This is a genomic window from Streptomyces globisporus (genome assembly GCF_003501885.1).
Classification (GTDB): Bacteria; Actinomycetota; Actinomycetes; order Streptomycetales; family Streptomycetaceae; genus Streptomyces; species Streptomyces globisporus_D.
On record NZ_QWFA01000007.1, the window covers coordinates 1 to 16838 of the forward strand.

Below are 16838 nucleotides of genomic sequence, written 5' to 3' on the forward strand. Positions count from 1 at the left end.
ACGACGATGCTCGTGGTCGCCTTGCCGGGGCCCGCGCCGCCGATTCGCACGAACACGTCCTGGAGCGACGTCGGGTTCGCCGAGTGATCGGCGGACGCGCCCTGCGGCCCGACCTCCAGCAGCGTCTCCGAGTTGACCGGGCCCGCGTCGATGAGGAAGCCCGCCAGCTTCACCCCGTCGACATCGGCGACCTTCATGGCCGTCACCCCGTTGTCCGGGATGATGGTGGCCAGGCCGAGCCCGAGGACGACGGTGTCCGCCCGGTTCACGTTGATCGTCTGGTCGATGTGGTAAACCCCGGGCGTGAAAAGCAGGTTGAGGCCCTGCGCCAGCGCGGCGTTGATCGTCGCGGCCGTGGCGCCCTGCTTGACGACGTAGAAGCGGTTCAGCGGGATGGACTCGCCCGGCTGGGTTCCGCCGTCCCACGAGACGCCGCGCGCGTTGACCCGCTTCGCGGGGACGAAGACCTTGTACTCGTTGCCGTCGAGGTGGAGGAACGGCTTCTCGCGCGAGATCGGGGTGGTGTCCAGCGTGGTGTACGGCGGGGTCGGGTAGCTCGCCGCGGGGGCGCCCTGGACGCCGGAGAACGTCATGTTCCACACGGCGTTGGTCCAGCCGCCGACGGAGCTGTCGCGGGTGTACCACTGCTGCTGGGAGTACGGGCCGACCTCGCCGTCGATCTTGGAGTCGGCGATGTAGCCGCCGCTGGCCCAGCCGTAACCGTCTGGGGCGAGGTTCAGCCCGCCCTTGACGTGCATCCGGCGGAACGGGGCGGCCTGGGAGACCGCCCAGCGGTTGGTGCCGTTGACCGGGTTCAGGGTCAGGTTCTCCGCCGAGCGCCAGAAGTTCTGCGTCGCGTTCCCGTTGAACCAGCCCGCGTCCACGGTCACATCACCGTTGAACGTGGTGGCGTTCGGGTTGAGGCCGAGACCCGCGATCTGCGTGTAGAAGCCGATCTGCGCGTTGATGTTGTCGTACGTGCCCGGCTTGAAGAGGAGCGCGTGCCGGCCGCTGCCGAACTGGGCCTCCTCCTGCTGCTGGAAGATCTCGTCGACCTTGCCCTGGATGTTCGGCGTGGGCGGATCGAAGACGTGGACGTTCGGGCCGAGGTCGCCGCCGCCCGGAATCTCCGGTCCGCCGCCCCCGTCACGCGTACCGAAGACCTTGAACTCCCAGAGCGAGTAGCCGTATCCGGTGGCCCGCTCGGTGCCCGTCAGCCGCACGTAACGGGCGTCGCCGGAGACGTTCAGGGTCTCGTTGCCGCCCGCCGATGTGGTGGTGCTGTAGGCGGTCGTCCAGTCGTTGCCATTGGTCGAGAGCTCGATGCGGTAGCTCTTGGCGTGCGCGGCCTCCCAGGCGAGTTCGACCCGGCTGAGCGCGGCCGGCGAACCGAGGTCGATCCGGATCCACTGGGGGTCGGCGAAGGCGCTGGACCAGCGGGTCCCGCCGTCCCCGTCGACGGCGTTGCCCGCCGCGGTGCCGCCGTTCTCCTGACTGGAGGCGGTCACCGTGCTGCCCTGGGAGAGCAGCACCGGCGCGGCCTGTGCCGGAGCCGCCTGCACGGCTGCGAGCAGCGTCGCGACCAGGGTGGTGATGACCGCGAGGGCCGGCGTGCGCCGTCGACGGGATGCGGCCACGGGAGGCCGCGAGGGTCTGACGAGGGCAACGGACATGTCTGATCTCCTGAAAGGTCAGGTGGGCGGGGGTGGTGCAGCTGCGGGCGCGTGCTCCCACAAAGGGAGAGAGCGCTCTCTCGGTAGCCGAATGATTCTCCCGCGTTTCCGTCGCGTCAAGAGTTGTGCGCAGGATTGGAGTCCCGGCCCTTCCGCCGGAGCCGATGTTTCATCTCCTGCAAGCTCGGAGGCAGTTGACCAGGCATCAGCGCGGCAAGCCGGACGCCGTCTCTGTGGCGTCTGGAATCAACTCGGCCGAAACCCTTGACGGTTCACTCCGCTCCGGCCACGCTCCCCACTGCGGGGGAGCGCTCTCTCGGCCTCATCCCCTCACAGAGCAAGGAGTTCGCATGGAAGCCCGTGGAACACCACGGTTGCGCGGTGCCCTGGCGGTCATGGCCGCCGTGGCCCTCCTGTTCACCCTCTCCGTGGCCGTCGCCCCGGAACGCGCCGCCGCCGCGGCCGTCCTCGTCTCCCAGGGAAAGCCGGCCACCGCCTCCAGCACGGAAGCCCCCTTCGCGGCCCCGTCCGCCGTCGACGGCGACACCTCCACCCGCTGGTCCAGTGCCTTCACCGACGACGAGTGGATTCGTATCGACCTCGGCGCGAGCACCTCGATCGGACAGGTCGTCCTCAACTGGGAAGCCGCGTACGCCAAGGGCTACCGTCTGGAGGTCTCCGACAACGGGGCCGACTGGCGGACCGTCCACTCCACCACCTCCGGCACCGGTGGCGTCGAGACCCTGACGGTCCCCGGCACCGGCCGCTACATCCGGATGCACGGTACCGAGCGCGCCACCCCCTGGGGCTACTCCCTCCACGAGTTCCAGGTCTACTCCACCAACGGCGGCACCGCTCCCGGCGACGACGTCCTGCTCTCCTACGGGAAGACCGGTTCCGCCTCGACCTCCCAGCACGACGGCACCTGCTGGGAGTGCTCCCCGGGCAAGGCGTTCGACCGCGACCCCGCCAGCCGCTGGGCCACCAGCCCCGAGGGCGGCTGGACCGACCCGGGCTGGATCGCCGTCGATCTCGGCGCCAGAGCGGAGATCAACCGGGTGGTCCTCCAGTGGGACCCGGCGTACGCCAGGGCCTACCGCATCGAGGTCTCCGACAACGGGACCGGCTGGACGACGATCCATTCCACCACCACCGGCACCGGCTTCAAGGAGACGCTGGACGTCAGCGGCACCGGCCGGCACGTGCGCCTGTACGCCACCCAGCGCAGCGGCGAATACGGCTACTCGCTCTGGGAGTTCCAGGTCTGGGGCACCGGCGGAGCGCCGATCCCCGCACCGTCGCTGCCCGCGGACCCCACGTACGACCGGCTGGTGTTCAGCGACGATTTCAACGGCCCCGCCGGCGCCGCGCCCGACCCGGCCAAGTGGGTCCCGGAGACCGGCACCGGCCCCAACAACGAGCTGGAGTACTTCACCAACAACAAGAACGCGGCCCAGGACGGCAACGGCAGCCTCGTCCTGGAGGCCCGCCGCGAGGCAACCCCGGGTTCCGCCTGCCCGCCCGACCCGCTGAGCGGCAGCACCACCTGCCAGTACACCTCGGCGCGGCTCAACACCTACGGGAAGTTCCAGTTCACCTACGGCCGGGTCGAGGCCCGCATCAAGGTCTCCGGTACGCAGGGGCTCTGGCCCGCGTTCTGGATGCTGGGCGCGGACTACTTCGACCAGGGGCGTCCGTGGCCCTACACCGGTGAGATCGACATCATGGAGCACGTCGGCAAGGAGCCCAACACCACGTACTCCACCCTGCACGCCCCCGCGTACAACGGTGCGGCCGGCTACGGAGCCCCGTACTCCCTGCCGGGCGGCGCGAACTTCGCCGACGACTTCCACACCTTCGCCGTGGACTGGAACAGCGAGGGCATGACGTTCCGGGTCGACGGCAACGTCACGCACACGGTCGACAAGGAGGATCTGGAGAGCACCCGCGGACCCTGGGTGTTCGACCACGACTTCTTCCTCATCCTCAACAACGCGGTCGGCGGTGACTGGCCCGGCCCGCCCGACGCCACCACCCGCTTCCCGCAGAAGATGAGCATCGACTACATCAAGGTCTGGCAGTAGGAAACCCGCGGGTCCCGGGCGTCCGGACGGTGTGGCCCCCGCACCGCCCGAACGCCCGTTCCAGGCTTCAGCCGCGCGGCGCGTACAGGATCCACAGCGGGCCATCGGCGAGGTCGACGCGCCGCCCGTCAGGGGTGCTGAACACCGTGTCCGCGTCGGCGGAGCTCCGGACCCACCGGGCGTCGTACGCCCGGCCGTCCCGCAGGACGACCGCGTCCCCCGACCCCACGGTCTCGGTGAACGGAGTGTTGTTCCCCGACCGGTCCTGGAAATCCGACTCCCGTACGTCCACGTCCTGGACGACGACCGTACCGGCCCCGATGTGCTCGCCCTCGGCCGTACGGGCGGGGGCGCCGTCCAGTGAGACGAGCCACCGCTCGCCCTCGGCGGACCAGGTGAACGTCACCGACGCGGACGGGTAGCGGACCGTACGGCTGTCCTCCGGCTCCCCGCCGGGCGGCGCCGCGCCGACCTTGAGTCCGAGCTCCGCCACGGCGTCCACACCGGAGGCGGTGAACGGGATCCGCTCCGGCCGCAGATACAGGTTGTGCGGCGCGGGCCGGTCCGGGCCCCGGAAGTACGCCTGGGGCGCCTTCGAAGGCGGTACGGGGTCCAGCGGCGCGCGGTCGATGACGGGCAGCAGCCTGCTCTGGGCCCCCGAGAAGGCCAGCGTCGGCCGGTCGAACTGCCGCAGCAGCTCCAGGTCGGTCTCCCGCGCGCTGCGTACGGGGCCGATGACCGGCGGCAGGTCGGAGGAGTACACGGCGAGGATCCGGCTCAGGCCCGCCTCCACCTGCTCGACGTAGACGATGTCGGCCTCCTCCAGCCCGGTGTGGGGGCGTGCGGGCGCCACATTGTCGATCTTCACGGCGAGTACGTCGGCGGCGCCGCCCGGACGGGAGGGGGAGGTGGTGGGCGAGGGCGACGAATCGTCGCCGCCCGTGCACGCGGCGGTCACGGCCAGCACGAGCACGGCGAACAGTGCTGCGGCCCGGTTCTTCACTCCGGCTGCGGACATGACGACCGCCCTTCCGGGGCACCGGCCGGCGACATCTGCGGAACGTCGCCCTGTCGCGGCCCCTCGTCCATCATCCCCCATCACGGGTCCGGTGCACCCCTGCTCGCTCGGGAGGCCGCGCCCGGCCCGGACGCTCCCGGCATGGCCGGAACTGCTCTGCGCCGCGCCCTCGATGCGCCTTCCGAAGGCGCTGTTCGCTCTCTACTGGTTGCACCAGTGACGGGCTCTCGTACCCGCACGAGGTGAACAGGCGAGGCAGAGGGGGATCGGTGGAAGCCGAGTTGGCGGCACCGGCGGCATCGGGTGCGACGACGTTCGTGGGGCTGATGGCGACGGAGGCCTGGACGCAGGTGCGCGGGCGGCCGGCCCGCTTCCTGGGCCGCGGCGAGGACGACGAGGTGATCGACGCCGAGCTGGAGGAGTCCCGCGAGGAACTGACCGCCGCCCGCCGCAACGGCGACGATGACGGGGCCGCCGACGTCGCGGCCGAGTGGCGCATCAGGATCCGCCGGGCCCTGCGCGACAACCCGGAGGCCGAGCAGGAGCTGCGGGCCATCCTCGACGAGCCGGCGCCCCGGCAGGCCGCAGGCCCCAGCGTGGCGATCAATCACAACACGATCAGCGGCGGCCACTGCAACGCCCCGGTGATCATGGCTCAGTGGGTCAACGACAGCGCACCCCCGCGGGGGCCGGGCACCGCGTAGGCGCCCCCGGTGTCGGGGCGGCCCTCACGCTCCCGTAGTGAGCTCGCCCCGGCACACCGGACACCGCTCCCTGCCGTCCCAGGCCTCCCAACCGAAGGACTCGGGCGAGAACGCGCGGTCCTTCAGCTCCCCGCGCACCGACACCCGGTAGGCCCAGACCAGGTCGAGGTAGGGGTGGTAGGCGTCGTGGAAGGCGGCCGAGGTGTGCGCCGCGCCCGAACCCACAACGCGCTGGACGGCGCGCAACTGCTGGAACATCGCCTGCCCGGCGCCGGCCACCTGGGCGGAGGCGTCGATGAAGAACCGCTCGCGCACCTCGTGGACGCCTGCTTCGTCGAAGGCCGCGCGGGCGGCGAGCTCCGGATCGACGCCCGGGTCCTGCGCCTGGGCTATGCCGCGCAACCGGGTGTGGCATTTCCCCACGGCGGCGATGAACTCGATGTACACCGACCGCCGCCGCTCGTCGGCCTCCCGGTCCCTCTCATGGCGCTGGCGCAGCCGGTCCGCCAGCACGGTGCCCGATATCGCGATGAATCCGCCGCTGACGGTGGCGACGAGCGTGCCCCAGTCCACTGCTGTTCCCCTCGGAGACGATCATGGTGTCCGCGCCCCCGAATCTATCCCCGCCGCACCCTCGCCACCCGGCTTTCGGGCGGCCCAGCACACGGTGCTCAGAAGTGCTCCCCACGCGCGGAGTTCGCCGGCGCCGCCTAGGCAGGCCTCCCCTTCACCGGATACGGCACGAACGTGCTGCTGTTCTCGTCGATCGCCGGCGGCTGCCCCAGCGGGGGGACCGCCCGCTACGGACAGTCCAGGCGTTCGCAGATATGGAGTTGGGCTGCGCCGGGGCTGAGGGGCCCGCGCGGTGTCCGCCGCACGGCTCCGGACGGACGGTTTCTGACGGGCAGTCTGGTCCAGACCTCTTGACCGAAGGTCTGGACCATTCTACGTTTTGACGGGGTCACGACACAGGGCGGGTCGGGGTGAACCCTTCGCACCGACGGCGGCTGACCCGGGCAGGAAGGACATCCGGACCATGGGGCGTACATCACGACTGCTGGGCCTCGGCCTGGCCGCGGCGCTCGTCGTACCGATGCTGGTCGCAGCCGCACCGCCGCAGTCGGCGGAGACGACAGGGGCGGCTGCCGAGACCTGTGCGGTCAAGTCGAAGCCCACGGGCAAGGTGCTCCAGGGGTACTGGGAGAACTGGGACGGCGCGGCCAACGGCGTGCACCCGCCGCTCGGCTGGATCCCGATCACCGACTCCCGCATCACCCAGCACGGCTACAACGTCGTCAACGCGGCCTTCCCCGTCATCCGCTCCGACGGCACCGTCCTCTGGGAGGACGGCATGGACAGCACCGTCAAGGTCGCCACCCCCGCCGAGATGTGCCAGGCCAAGGCATCCGGCCTGACCGTCCTCATGTCGATCGGCGGAGCCACGGCCGGGATCGACCTCAGCTCCAGCGCGGTGGCCGACCGGTTCGTCCGGACGATCGTCCCGATCCTGAAGAAGTACAACTTCGACGGCATCGACATCGACATCGAGACCGGCCTCGTCGGCAGCGGCAACATCAACCAGCCGTCCCCCTCGCAGACCAACCTCATCCGCATCATCGACGGCGTCCTCGCCGCCATGCCGTCGAACTTCGGCCTCACCATGGCCCCCGAGACGGCGTACGTCACCGGCGGCAGCGTCGTCTACGGCTCCATCTGGGGCGCGTACCTGCCGGTCATCAAGAAGTACGCCGACAACGGCCGCCTGTGGTGGCTGAACATGCAGTACTACAACGGCAGCATGTACGGCTGCTCCGGCGACTCCTACTCCGCCGGCACCGTCGCGGGCTTCACCGCCCAGACCGACTGCCTGAACAAGGGGCTCGTCATCCAGGGCACCACCATCAAGGTGCCCTACGACAAGCAGGTCCCCGGACTGCCCGCGCAGCCCGGCGCCGGCGGCGGCCACATGTCCACCTCGCTCGTCTCGCAGGCCTGGAACCACTACAACGGCTCACTGAAGGGGCTGATGACCTGGTCGTTGAACTGGGACGGCTCGAAGGGCTGGACCTTCGGCGACAACGTGAAGGCCCTCCAGGGCCGTTGACCCCCGCCCGTACGGATTCCGCGCCCCCGGTTTGCCGATGACCGGGGGCGCGGTGCCGCTCCGTCCGGGGGCGACACGAGGAAGGCGTGAACCGGTCGCACGCCGGGGCGGTCGAGAGAGCAGAATCGGGTACGGACCGGGGTGATCGTTTCCCGGTGCGACGGGCCCGTCTCCCCGCGGGCCGGCCGACGACGAAGACGTACGAGGAGACCCGATGGTGCACGAACGGGCCGGTCAGCCGGCACAGTCCGCAGACCTGGTCGACGTGGCACGGCTGGTGACGGCCTATTACGCCCTCCACCCCGACCCGGCCGACCCCGCCCAGCGCGTCGCCTTCGGAACCTCCGGCCACCGGGGCTCCGCGTTCGCCGCCGCGTTCAACGAGGACCACATCGCCGCCACCACCCAGGCGATCTGCGACTACCGCGCCCGCCAGGGCACCGACGGGCCCCTGTTCCTCGGCGCGGACACCCACGCGCTCTCCGAGCCCGCCCGGGTGACCGCCCTGGAGGTGCTCGCCGCCAACGGGGCCACCGTCCTCATCGACAGCGAGGACGGCTACACCCCGACGCCGGCCGTCTCGCACGCCATCCTCACGTACAACCAGGGGCGCACCGAGCACCTGGCCGACGGCATCGTGGTCACGCCGTCGCACAATCCGCCCGCCGACGGCGGCTTCAAGTACAACCCGCCGAACGGGGGGCCGGCCGCCTCCGACGCCACCTCCTGGATCCAGGACCGGGCGAACACTCTCATCGAGGCCGGACTCGGGGAGGTCCGCCGGATCCCTTACGCCCGCGCCCTGGCCGCCGGCACCACCCGTCGCCACGACTTCCTGACCGCGTACGTCGACGACCTGCCGTCCGTCCTCGACCTCGACGCCGTACGGGACGCGGGCATCCGCATCGGCGCCGACCCGCTCGGCGGCGCGTCCGTCGCCTACTGGGGGCGGATCGCCGAGCGCCACCGGATCGACCTCACGGTCGTCAACCCGCTGGCCGATCCCACCTGGCGGTTCATGACGCTGGACTGGGACGGAAAGATCCGCATGGACTGTTCTTCGCCGCACGCCATGGCCTCGCTCATCGAGCAGCGTGACGCGTACGCCATCGCCACCGGCAACGACGCGGACGCCGACCGGCACGGCATCGTCACCCCCGACGGCGGGCTGATGAACCCCAACCACTACCTGGCCGTCGCCATCGACTACCTCTACACCCACCGCGAGAACTGGGCCGCCGGGACCGGCATCGGCAAGACCCTGGTCTCCTCCTCGATGATCGACCGGGTCGCCCAGGACCTCGGCCGGCCCCTGGTGGAAGTCCCTGTCGGCTTCAAGTGGTTCGTCGACGGCCTCTACGACGGCAGCCTCGGCTTCGGCGGCGAGGAGTCCGCCGGGGCCTCCTTCCTGCGCCGCGACGGCCGGGTCTGGACGACGGACAAGGACGGCATCCTGCTGGCCCTCCTCGCCTCGGAGATCACCGCCGTCACCGGTGCCACCCCCTCCGAGCACTACGCCCGCCTCACCGACCGCTTCGGCGACCCGGCGTACGCCCGTATCGACGCCCCCGCCACCCGCGAGGAGAAGGCCGTCCTGGCGAAGCTCTCCCCGCAGCAGGTCAAGGCCGACACCCTGGCCGGGGAGCCGGTCACCGCCGTCCTCACCGAGGCCCCCGGCAACGGCGCCCCGATCGGCGGCCTCAAGGTCTGCACCGACAGCGCCTGGTTCGCCGCCCGCCCCTCGGGCACCGAGGACGTCTACAAGGTGTACGCGGAGAGCTTCCAGGGCCCGGGCCACCTCGCCCAGGTCCAGGAGGAGGCCCGAGCGCTGGTGTCCGAAGCGCTGGGCGGCGCCTAGGAGCCGGATCGGCCGTCGCGTCGCCGCCGGGCGCGTTCCAGCCCGGCGGCGTCCGGCAGCCAGGAGCCGTGCCGGTCGAGTGCGGCCCAGCCACCGCGGACGTAGGCGCTCACCAGGGTCCGGTACCCGCCGATCCCGTCGATCAGGCTGTACTCGACCCGGTACTCCGGATCCGTTCCGCCCCGGCCCTTGCGCACCGTCATGACCCGGGCGGCGGAGTCGGCGTAGAAGTGGAGCTGGATCCCCTCACCCAGCTCCTCGTCCTCGATGGTGAAGACCTCGTTGTCCCCGGCGGAGCGGTCGCCGACGAACTCCCAGAACTCCGCCGAGGCGGTACGGCCGCTGTCCGCGCGCCACTTCTTCTCGACGCCCTTGTCGTCGGTGAAGGACAGGACGGTCTTCCTTGTCCTCGGGTCCTCGCCGGGGTCGCCGGTGGTCTCCTCGTCATCCTCCAGAGGCGTGTCCCTGGAGCGATCGGCGGCCTCCGAGCACATCAGGAAGCTCACGGTGCGAACGGCGTCGTCGGCGATATCCGGGTGCGCGCGGCGCACGGCGGCGTCCACCGCCGTCTCCATCCGGCCCCAGTCGCGCTTGTCCGTGGCGCGTTTCCCCCGGCGCGGGTCGCGGCCGATGCGCAGTCCGGCGCACGCCCGCTCGGCGGTGGCGAGCACCCGCATGACCTCGGGCAGCAGCGTGGGGTCGACGGCGTCCGGCAGCCGCCTCGGGATCGTCGCGCCGTGCACGTACTGGCCCGTGTACTTCAGAAGCGCGGTGTCGAGCGGACCGAGGACCACGCCGCGCTCGGCGCGACGCCGGTTCGCGTGATGCTCCTGAGCCCGCTTCTCGTCGGACGTCTCCGTCGCCGCGCGCATCGCCGCGCACACCTGACCGCGCTCCAGCAGACCGATGTCGGCCCCATGGGCGATGAGCCGGCCCCTGGCCCACGGGATGCGTCCGAAGAGCGCATCGACGTCCGCGGGCGCGGCGAGGAGAACCGGATCCAGGAGCGCGACGGCGGCGTCCTCGTCGAGCCTGCCCCGGGTTCCGGCGGCATCGCACAGCGGAAGGACCGCGCTCCACAGCAGCAGGTGCCTGCCCAGGTCCTCCCGGACCACCGCGAGATGGGCTTCCCCGATCGGGAACGTGAACTCGCGGGGCGAGTGGTTGGCGTCCGCCCCGGCGCCGAGCATCAGTTTCAGCTCGCCGTCCTCGCGGATCACGTTCGGGATCCAGCCGCTCGCGCGCGTGAAGACGATGTCTCTCATGGTCCCAGTCTTTCCCATCGGACGAGACCGGTGGCCCGGGCCCCACGACGACGGCGCCCGGGACGCCGACACCGTCCACTCCGGTGCTCGGCGACTCCGGGCGGACTCCCGTCGCACGCGCTGGTACGCCAGGTCAGCCGGTCACCCCCAGCAGTGGCGCCCAGGCCTCCAGCGCCGGCTTCTCGGCGAGGTCGGCGAAGGCCACCTCGATCCCGTGGTCGCGACGCCAGGCGGCGGCCGGCGACATCAGGCGGACCGAGTCGAGGCCGTGGTCGATGAGGTTCTCGTCGACGGCGAGAGCCCGTGACCCTCGTGTGCCAGCCCGACGACCGCCTCGTCACCCTGTCCGGGACCCGGATCGAGTAATCGAGTACTGGAGCACGCGGGACGGACGTCGACTTCGCACGCCGATCGACCTCAAGGATCTCGGGCTGACCTCCCAGGACGAACCGCACTGCAACGTCGACGAGCATCGTGCCCCCGGGACCGTCGCGGTCCATGTGGCCGGGGAGCGGAAGCTGTACGCCGTCGACCTGCGGACCGGGCGGGAGAGTGAGGACCTCCGGCTCACCTTCCGCGAGGACCTCCTCGTGGCGCGCAGTGCACTGCTCGGACCACTGCCGGACGAGATCTGCCCGGCGTGACGCCCGGCCGCCCGTCACGGGGGACAAGGCCTGAGGGGCCCGTGGCGGACCACGGGCCCCTCAGGCCTTGTCCATCGCCGACGTGTTCAGCCCGGCCCGCCCGCGCCGGGCTCGCCCCGAACGCCGCCGCGGAACGCGCCGAGGATCTCCTCCGCCGCCAGCGTCGCCGTCAACGTGCCCTCCCGGACTCGCTGTTCGAGCTCCGGCGCGAGCTTCCGCACCGCCGGATGGCCGTAGAGGCTGTCCAGCAGCTCGTCCCGGACCATGGCCCAGGTCCAGTCCACCTGCTGGTCGCGGCGCTTGGCCGCCAGCCTGCCGGTGGACTCCAGGACCGTACGGTGCTGCTCCAGCCGGTCCCACAGCGTGTCGAGCCCGGTCGACTCGCGCGCGCTGCACGTGAGCACCGGGGGAGTCCAGGCCGCGTCCGCCGGATGCATCAGCCGTAGCGCGCCCGCCAGTTCACGCGCCGCCGAGCGGGCGTCACGCTCGTGCGGGCCGTCTGCTTTGTTCACCGCGATGGCGTCCGCCAGCTCCAGGACGCCCTTCTTGATGCCCTGCAACTGGTCGCCGGTACGGGCCAGGGTCAGCAGCAGGAACGTGTCGACCATGTTGGCCACCGCCGTCTCCGACTGCCCGACCCCCACCGTCTCCACCAGCACCACGTCGTACCCCGCCGCCTCCATCACCACGATGGACTCCCGGGTCGCCTTGGCCACTCCGCCCAGCGTGCCCGCCGTGGGGGAGGGGCGGACGAAGGCGGCCGGGTCCACCGCCAGGCGCTCCATCCGGGTCTTGTCACCCAGGATGGAACCGCCCGTACGGCTGGAGGACGGGTCGACCGCGAGCACCGCCACCCGGTGGCCGAGCCCGGTGAGCATCGTGCCGAGCGCGTCGATGAACGTGGACTTGCCCACGCCCGGCACCCCGCTGATCCCGATCCGCCGGGCCGCCCCCGCGTGCGGCAGCAGCCGGCTCAGCAACTGCTGGGCCAGCACCCGGTGTTCGGCCCGCGTCGACTCGACGAGCGTGATCGCGCGCGCCACGAACGCCCGCTTCCCGTCGAGCACTCCCTGCACATAGGCGTCGATGTCGATCTTCGCAGCCATCCGGTCAGCGGCTCACAGCTCGTGGCCGAGCGCGGCACCGAGCCGCGTCACCAGGTCGTGGGCCGCGTCCGGGATCACCGTCCCCGGCGGGAAGACCGAGGCCGCGCCCGCCTCGTGCAGGGCCTCCACGTCCTGTGGCGGAATGACCCCGCCCACCACGATCATGATGTCCTCGCGGCCCTCGGCGGCCAGCTCCTCGCGCAGCGCGGGCACCAGCGTCAGGTGCCCCGCCGCCAGCGAGGAGACGCCCACGATGTGCACGTCGGCCTCGACGGCCTGCCGCGCCACCTCGCCCGGCGTCTGGAACAGCGGGCCGACGTCCACGTCGAAGCCCAGGTCGGCGAAGGCCGTGGCGATCACCTTCTGGCCCCGGTCGTGGCCGTCCTGGCCCATCTTGGCGACCAGGATGCGCGGCCGGCGGCCCTCCGCCTCCTCGAACGCGTCGACCAGCGCACGGGTCCGGTCCACGGAAGGGGACTCTCCTGCCTCTTTGCGGTACACACCGGAGATCGTACGGATCTGCCCGGCGTGCCTGCCGTACACCTTCTCCAGCGCGTCCGAGATCTCGCCGACCGTGGCCATCGCGCGCGCCGCGTCGACCGCCAGCGCCAGCAGATTGCCCTCAAGGCCCGGACCCGGGTCGCGCTCGGCGGCGGCCGTCAGCGCCCGCAGCGCCTCCTGGCACGCCACCTCGTCGCGCTCCTCGCGCAGCCGGCGCAGCTTCTCGATCTGCTGGGTGCGCACCGAGGAGTTGTCGACCTTGAGCACGTCGATCTGCTCGTCGGTCTCCACCCGGTACTTGTTCACGCCGATCACCGGCTGCCGCCCGGAGTCGATCCGCGCCTGCGTCCGCGCGGCCGCCTCCTCCACCCGGAGCTTGGGGATGCCCGCGTCGATGGCTTTCGCCATTCCGCCGGCCGCCTCGACCTCCTCGATGTGCTGCCAGGCCCGCTCCGCGAGGTCCCGCGTCAGCTTCTCCACGTACGCGCTGCCGCCCCACGGGTCGATGACCCGGCAGGTGCCGGACTCCTGCTGGAGCAGGAGCTGCGTGTTGCGGGCGATCCTGGCCGAGAAGTCGGTGGGCAGCGCCAACGCCTCGTCGAGCGCGTTGGTGTGCAGCGACTGGGTGTGCCCCTGCGTCGCGGCCATCGCCTCAACGCACGTACGCGTCACATTGTTGAACACGTCCTGCGCGGTCAGCGACCACCCCGAGGTCTGCGAATGGGTGCGCAGTGAAAGCGACTTGGGGTTCTTCGGGTCGAACTGCTTGACCAGGCGCGCCCACAGGAGCCGGGCCGCCCGCAACTTGGCGACCTCCATGAAGAAGTTCATCCCGATCGCCCAGAAGAACGACAGGCGCGGCGCGAACGCGTCGACGTCCAGGCCCGCTTCCTGCCCGGCGCGCAGATACTCCACCCCGTCGGCGAGCGTGTACGCCAGCTCCAGATCGGCCGTCGCCCCGGCCTCCTGGATGTGATAGCCGGAGATCGAGATGGAGTTGTAGCGCGGCATCTTCTGAGAGGTGAACGCGAAGATGTCGGAGATGATCCGCATCGAGGGTGACGGCGGATAGATGTAGGTGTTGCGGACCATGAACTCCTTCAGAATGTCGTTCTGAATGGTCCCGGCCAACTTCTCCGGCGGTACGCCCTGTTCCTCGGCGGCCACGATGTACAGCGCCAGCACGGGAAGCACCGCGCCGTTCATCGTCATCGACACCGACATCCGGTCCAGCGGAATCCCGTCGAACAACTGGCGCATGTCGTAGATGGAGTCGATCGCCACCCCGGCCATGCCTACGTCACCCGTCACCCGGGGATGGTCGCTGTCGTAGCCCCGGTGGGTCGGCAGGTCGAAGGCGACCGACAGACCCTTCTGCCCGGCCGCGAGGTTGCGCCGGTAGAAGGCGTTGGACTCCTCGGCCGTGGAGAACCCGGCGTACTGCCGGATCGTCCAGGGCTGGTTGACGTACATCGTCGGGTAGGGGCCGCGCAGATACGGGGCGATGCCCGGGTAGCTGTGCAGCGCGTCCAGGCCCTCCAGGTCCTCACCGGTGTAGAGCGGCTTGACCGTGATCCCCTCGGGCGTCTCCCAGAGCGGGGCCTCGGCGCTGTCGGCAGCCTTGGCCACGGCCGCCCGCCACTCCCCGGCCGAAGCGGCCGGAGCGGGGGAGCCGGCGGACGCGGGAGCCGTCAGCGGCACGTCGGAGAAGTCGGGAACGGAGGCCTTGCGGTCCGTGGGCGAGGTCGGCATCACGCCACTCCCATGCGGTCGAGAACGGAGGTGAGAACGGCGACCGCGTCGCAGCCCGCGAAGACATGGGCGTCGACATCGGCGTACTCGCCGGGGCGCCCCGCGAGGAACACCTGCGCCGCGCCCGCCGACTTCAGCGCACCGGCGACCAGCTCCGCCTGCTCGGCGTAGAGCGCGTCCGACGAGCACAGCACGGCGACCGACGCCCCGGAGGCGGCCAGCGCACCGGCGGCGGTGTGCGCGTCCACGGAGACCGGGTCGTGCACCGCCTCGATCCCACCCGCGCCGAAGAGGTTGACGGCGAACGAGACCCGCGCGGTGTGCGCTGCGGCCGGGCCGAGCGCCGCGACGAACACCTTCGGCCGGCTTCCGGTGGCCGCGAGGTGCGCGTCCGACCGGGCCCGCAGCGCCTCGAACGCCTCGTCGCGCCGGACCCGGGGCAGACCGCCCGGAGCGCCGGCGTAGGCGTCGGGTGCGGGCTCGCGCTCCACCGGACGCTCACCGGGCATCGGGAACTCGCTGACCCCGGTGATCGGCTCCTTGCGGCGCGCCAGCTTCGCGCTCCGCGCCGCCCAGGTGGCGGCCAGCCGCTCCGCGACCGTCCCCGAACGCAGGGCGGCGGGCAGGCCGCCCGCCCGCTCGGTCTCCTGGAAGAACGCCCAGGCGGCCGCGGCGAGTTCGTCGGTCAGCCGCTCCACGTACCAGGAGCCGCCCGCCGGGTCGATGACCCGCGCCAGGTGCGACTCCTCCATCAGGATCGTCGAGGTGTTACGGGCGATCCGCCGCGCGAACGCGTCGGGCAGGCCCAGCGCGTGGTCGAACGGCAGCACGGTCACGGAGTCCGCGCCGCCCACCCCCGCGCCCAGCGTGGCGAGCGTGGTGCGCAGCATGTTCACCCACGGGTCGCGGCGCGTCATCATCACCGGCGAGGTGACGGCGTGCTGCCGCTGCGCCCCGGCGGCGGGAGCGCCGGACGCCTCGGCGACCCGCGCCCACAGCCGGCGCGCCGCGCGCAGCTTGGCGATGGTCAGGAACTGGTCGGCGGTGGCCGCGTACCGGAACTCCAGCTGCCCGCAGGCCGCCTCCACGCTCATCCCGGCAGCGGTCAGGGCCCGCAGATAGGCGACGCCGGTGGCCAGGGAGAGCCCGAGCTCCTCGCCGGCCGAACCGCCCGCCTCGTGGTACGGCAACCCGTCCACGACGATCGCGCGCAGCCCCGGGTACTCCGCGTCGCACCGGCTGGCCCAGCGCACGGCGGGGGCGAGATCCGCCATGACGCCCGTCCGGGCCTCATGGCCGAGCGGATCGGCGCCCAGCGTGCCGCGCGCCTCGTTCCTGGCGACGCCGCGCTCCTCGTACAGGCGCAGCAGTTCCGTGGCGGCGGCGTCCAGGTCGGCCGGGGCGTCGAGCGCGACGGGCGCGAGATCGAGGTACACGCCCTCCAGCGCCCGTGCGAGCCCGTCGACGGGGACGCCCGCAGGGCCGCCCACCGTGAGCCAGAGCGAGGTGACCCCGTTCTCCAGATCGCCGAGCAGCGCCTCGCCCAGCCGGGCGGGGTCGGTCAGGGCGTGGCGCTGGCGCACGTCCCAGCCGCCCGCCGCGTTCCCCTCGGCCCTGCTGCCCCGGGTGAAGGGGGCGAAGCCGGGGAAGCCGGTGTCCGGCGACTCGTCGCTCGCGGTGTAGAGGGGGCGGGTGGTGAGCCCGTCCTCCAGTGTGGTGGACAGAGCTTCCTCGGCGGCCGAGCCCGAGACTTCCTTGCCCGACTTGCGCAGTACGCCTTCGACGAGGCTCTGCCACTGGTCATGGGAAGGGTCGGGGAACGCGGCGGCCGGAGAAAGCCCGTCAGCAGGCTGGACCGTCATGCTCAGATGCTAGGCCAGTGCGCGGAATGAGCAGCAGGGGCACGTGCTGTGACCTTGCCCTCTCGGGTATGCACTTGATCCTTTACCTACGGTCGCGTAACCGGCTCGGCGGACGCACGTCCGGGGCAACACGACGGTCCTCAACATCGGGATGAATCGGGACACTGATGCATATTATGTGCGAAGTTTCCTGATTTCTTATGCCATCCCTGGAATGCCGTATCCACCCCGGTGCCCCTGCGGCCGCCGGGATACGGAGAGGACGCG

The 16838-nt window shown here is 71.4% G+C and carries 12 protein-coding genes and 2 pseudogenes; 5 read left to right on the forward strand and 9 right to left on the reverse strand.

All coding sequences use genetic code 11. The annotated features are described in order from the left end of the window. Window positions 1-1673, reverse strand: a 1673-nt coding sequence (locus D3105_RS02505; RefSeq protein ID WP_118899551.1) for a discoidin domain-containing protein, incomplete at its 3' end; no start/stop codon positions are given. Between the two features lie 350 nt (window positions 1674-2023). Here D3105_RS02505 and D3105_RS02510 point away from each other — a divergent pair. After that, window positions 2024-3757, forward strand: coding sequence for a discoidin domain-containing protein (locus tag D3105_RS02510; RefSeq protein ID WP_118899553.1), 1734 nt, complete (start codon window positions 2024-2026; stop codon window positions 3755-3757). Between the two features lie 67 nt (window positions 3758-3824). Here the strand turns inward: D3105_RS02510 and D3105_RS02515 are convergent, their stop codons facing one another. Continuing rightward, the gene (locus D3105_RS02515; protein WP_118899555.1) at window positions 3825-4775 is read right to left on the reverse strand and encodes a DUF3048 domain-containing protein; all 951 of its coding nucleotides are present in this window, start codon (window positions 4773-4775) and stop codon (window positions 3825-3827) included. Between the two features lie 269 nt (window positions 4776-5044). Between D3105_RS02515 and D3105_RS02520 the strand changes: the two genes are divergently transcribed. Further along, window positions 5045-5479, forward strand: coding sequence for a hypothetical protein (locus D3105_RS02520; protein ID WP_118899557.1), 435 nt, complete (start codon window positions 5045-5047; stop codon window positions 5477-5479). A gap of 24 nt (window positions 5480-5503) precedes the next feature. Here the strand turns inward: D3105_RS02520 and D3105_RS02525 are convergent, their stop codons facing one another. Together D3105_RS02525 and D3105_RS35140 are read right to left on the reverse strand one after the other, a co-directional pair. Beyond that, window positions 5504-6052, reverse strand: coding sequence for a CchlQ (locus D3105_RS02525; RefSeq protein ID WP_118899559.1), 549 nt, complete (start codon window positions 6050-6052; stop codon window positions 5504-5506). Window positions 6053-6189: 137 nt separating this feature from the next. Further along, window positions 6190-6306, reverse strand: a pseudogene (locus D3105_RS35140) (short-chain fatty acyl-CoA regulator family protein); the annotation flags it as partial. 209 nt (window positions 6307-6515) lie between these two features. Between D3105_RS35140 and D3105_RS02530 the strand changes: the two are divergent. Both D3105_RS02530 and pgm read left to right on the forward strand, forming a co-directional pair. Further along, the gene (locus D3105_RS02530) at window positions 6516-7583 is read left to right on the forward strand and encodes a chitinase (RefSeq protein ID WP_118899561.1); all 1068 of its coding nucleotides are present in this window, start codon (window positions 6516-6518) and stop codon (window positions 7581-7583) included. 214 nt (window positions 7584-7797) lie between these two features. Next, window positions 7798-9441, forward strand: coding sequence for a phosphoglucomutase (alpha-D-glucose-1,6-bisphosphate-dependent) (pgm, locus tag D3105_RS02535; protein WP_118899563.1), 1644 nt, complete (start codon window positions 7798-7800; stop codon window positions 9439-9441). On the opposite strand, the gene D3105_RS02540 is transcribed toward pgm, so the two are convergent. After that, a complete protein-coding gene (locus D3105_RS02540) occupies window positions 9438-10706 on the reverse strand; it encodes a DUF6357 family protein (protein WP_118899565.1) in 1269 nt (422 codons plus the stop codon). The genes pgm and D3105_RS02540 overlap by 4 nt on opposite strands. A 133-nt stretch (window positions 10707-10839) precedes the next feature. After that, a pseudogene (locus D3105_RS02545) lies at window positions 10840-11004 on the reverse strand (phosphopantetheine-binding protein); the annotation flags it as partial. Between the two features lie 16 nt (window positions 11005-11020). Between D3105_RS02545 and D3105_RS34435 the strand changes: the two are divergent. After that, window positions 11021-11350, forward strand: a complete 330-nt coding sequence (locus D3105_RS34435) for a hypothetical protein (protein WP_165890954.1) — start codon at window positions 11021-11023, stop codon at window positions 11348-11350. A gap of 86 nt (window positions 11351-11436) precedes the next feature. On the opposite strand, the gene meaB is transcribed toward D3105_RS34435, so the two are convergent. From meaB to D3105_RS02560, 3 genes are read right to left on the reverse strand one after another with little or no spacing between them, the layout of a single operon-like run. After that, window positions 11437-12456 carry a methylmalonyl Co-A mutase-associated GTPase MeaB gene (gene meaB / locus D3105_RS02550; protein ID WP_118899567.1) on the reverse strand — a complete coding sequence of 340 codons (1020 nt, stop codon included), beginning with the start codon at window positions 12454-12456 and terminating at the stop codon, window positions 11437-11439. Between the two features lie 12 nt (window positions 12457-12468). Continuing rightward, a complete protein-coding gene (scpA, locus tag D3105_RS02555) occupies window positions 12469-14709 on the reverse strand; it encodes a methylmalonyl-CoA mutase (protein ID WP_118899569.1) in 2241 nt (746 codons plus the stop codon). Then, complete coding sequence (locus D3105_RS02560; RefSeq protein ID WP_118899571.1) at window positions 14709-16571, reverse strand: methylmalonyl-CoA mutase family protein; 1863 nt, start codon at window positions 16569-16571, stop codon at window positions 14709-14711. The genes scpA and D3105_RS02560 overlap by 1 nt, the downstream gene beginning before the upstream one ends. Between the last annotated feature and the right edge of the window lie 267 nt (window positions 16572-16838).

Excerpts from the sequence above, each read along its gene's own strand:
- D3105_RS02515 (WP_118899555.1), bottom strand. The coding sequence starts at position 4,775 with ATGTCCGCAGCCGGAGTGAAGAACCGGGCCGCAGCACTGTTCGCCGTG.
- D3105_RS02530 (WP_118899561.1), top strand. The coding sequence starts at position 6,516 with ATGGGGCGTACATCACGACTGCTGGGCCTCGGCCTGGCCGCGGCGCTC.
- meaB (WP_118899567.1), bottom strand. The coding sequence starts at position 12,456 with ATGGCTGCGAAGATCGACATCGACGCCTATGTGCAGGGAGTGCTCGAC.
- pgm (WP_118899563.1), top strand. The coding sequence starts at position 7,798 with ATGGTGCACGAACGGGCCGGTCAGCCGGCACAGTCCGCAGACCTGGTC.
- scpA (WP_118899569.1), bottom strand. The coding sequence starts at position 14,709 with ATGCCGACCTCGCCCACGGACCGCAAGGCCTCCGTTCCCGACTTCTCC.
- D3105_RS02510 (WP_118899553.1), top strand. The coding sequence starts at position 2,024 with ATGGAAGCCCGTGGAACACCACGGTTGCGCGGTGCCCTGGCGGTCATG.
- D3105_RS02540 (WP_118899565.1), bottom strand. The coding sequence starts at position 10,706 with ATGAGAGACATCGTCTTCACGCGCGCGAGCGGCTGGATCCCGAACGTG.
- D3105_RS02560 (WP_118899571.1), bottom strand. The coding sequence starts at position 16,571 with ATGACGGTCCAGCCTGCTGACGGGCTTTCTCCGGCCGCCGCGTTCCCC.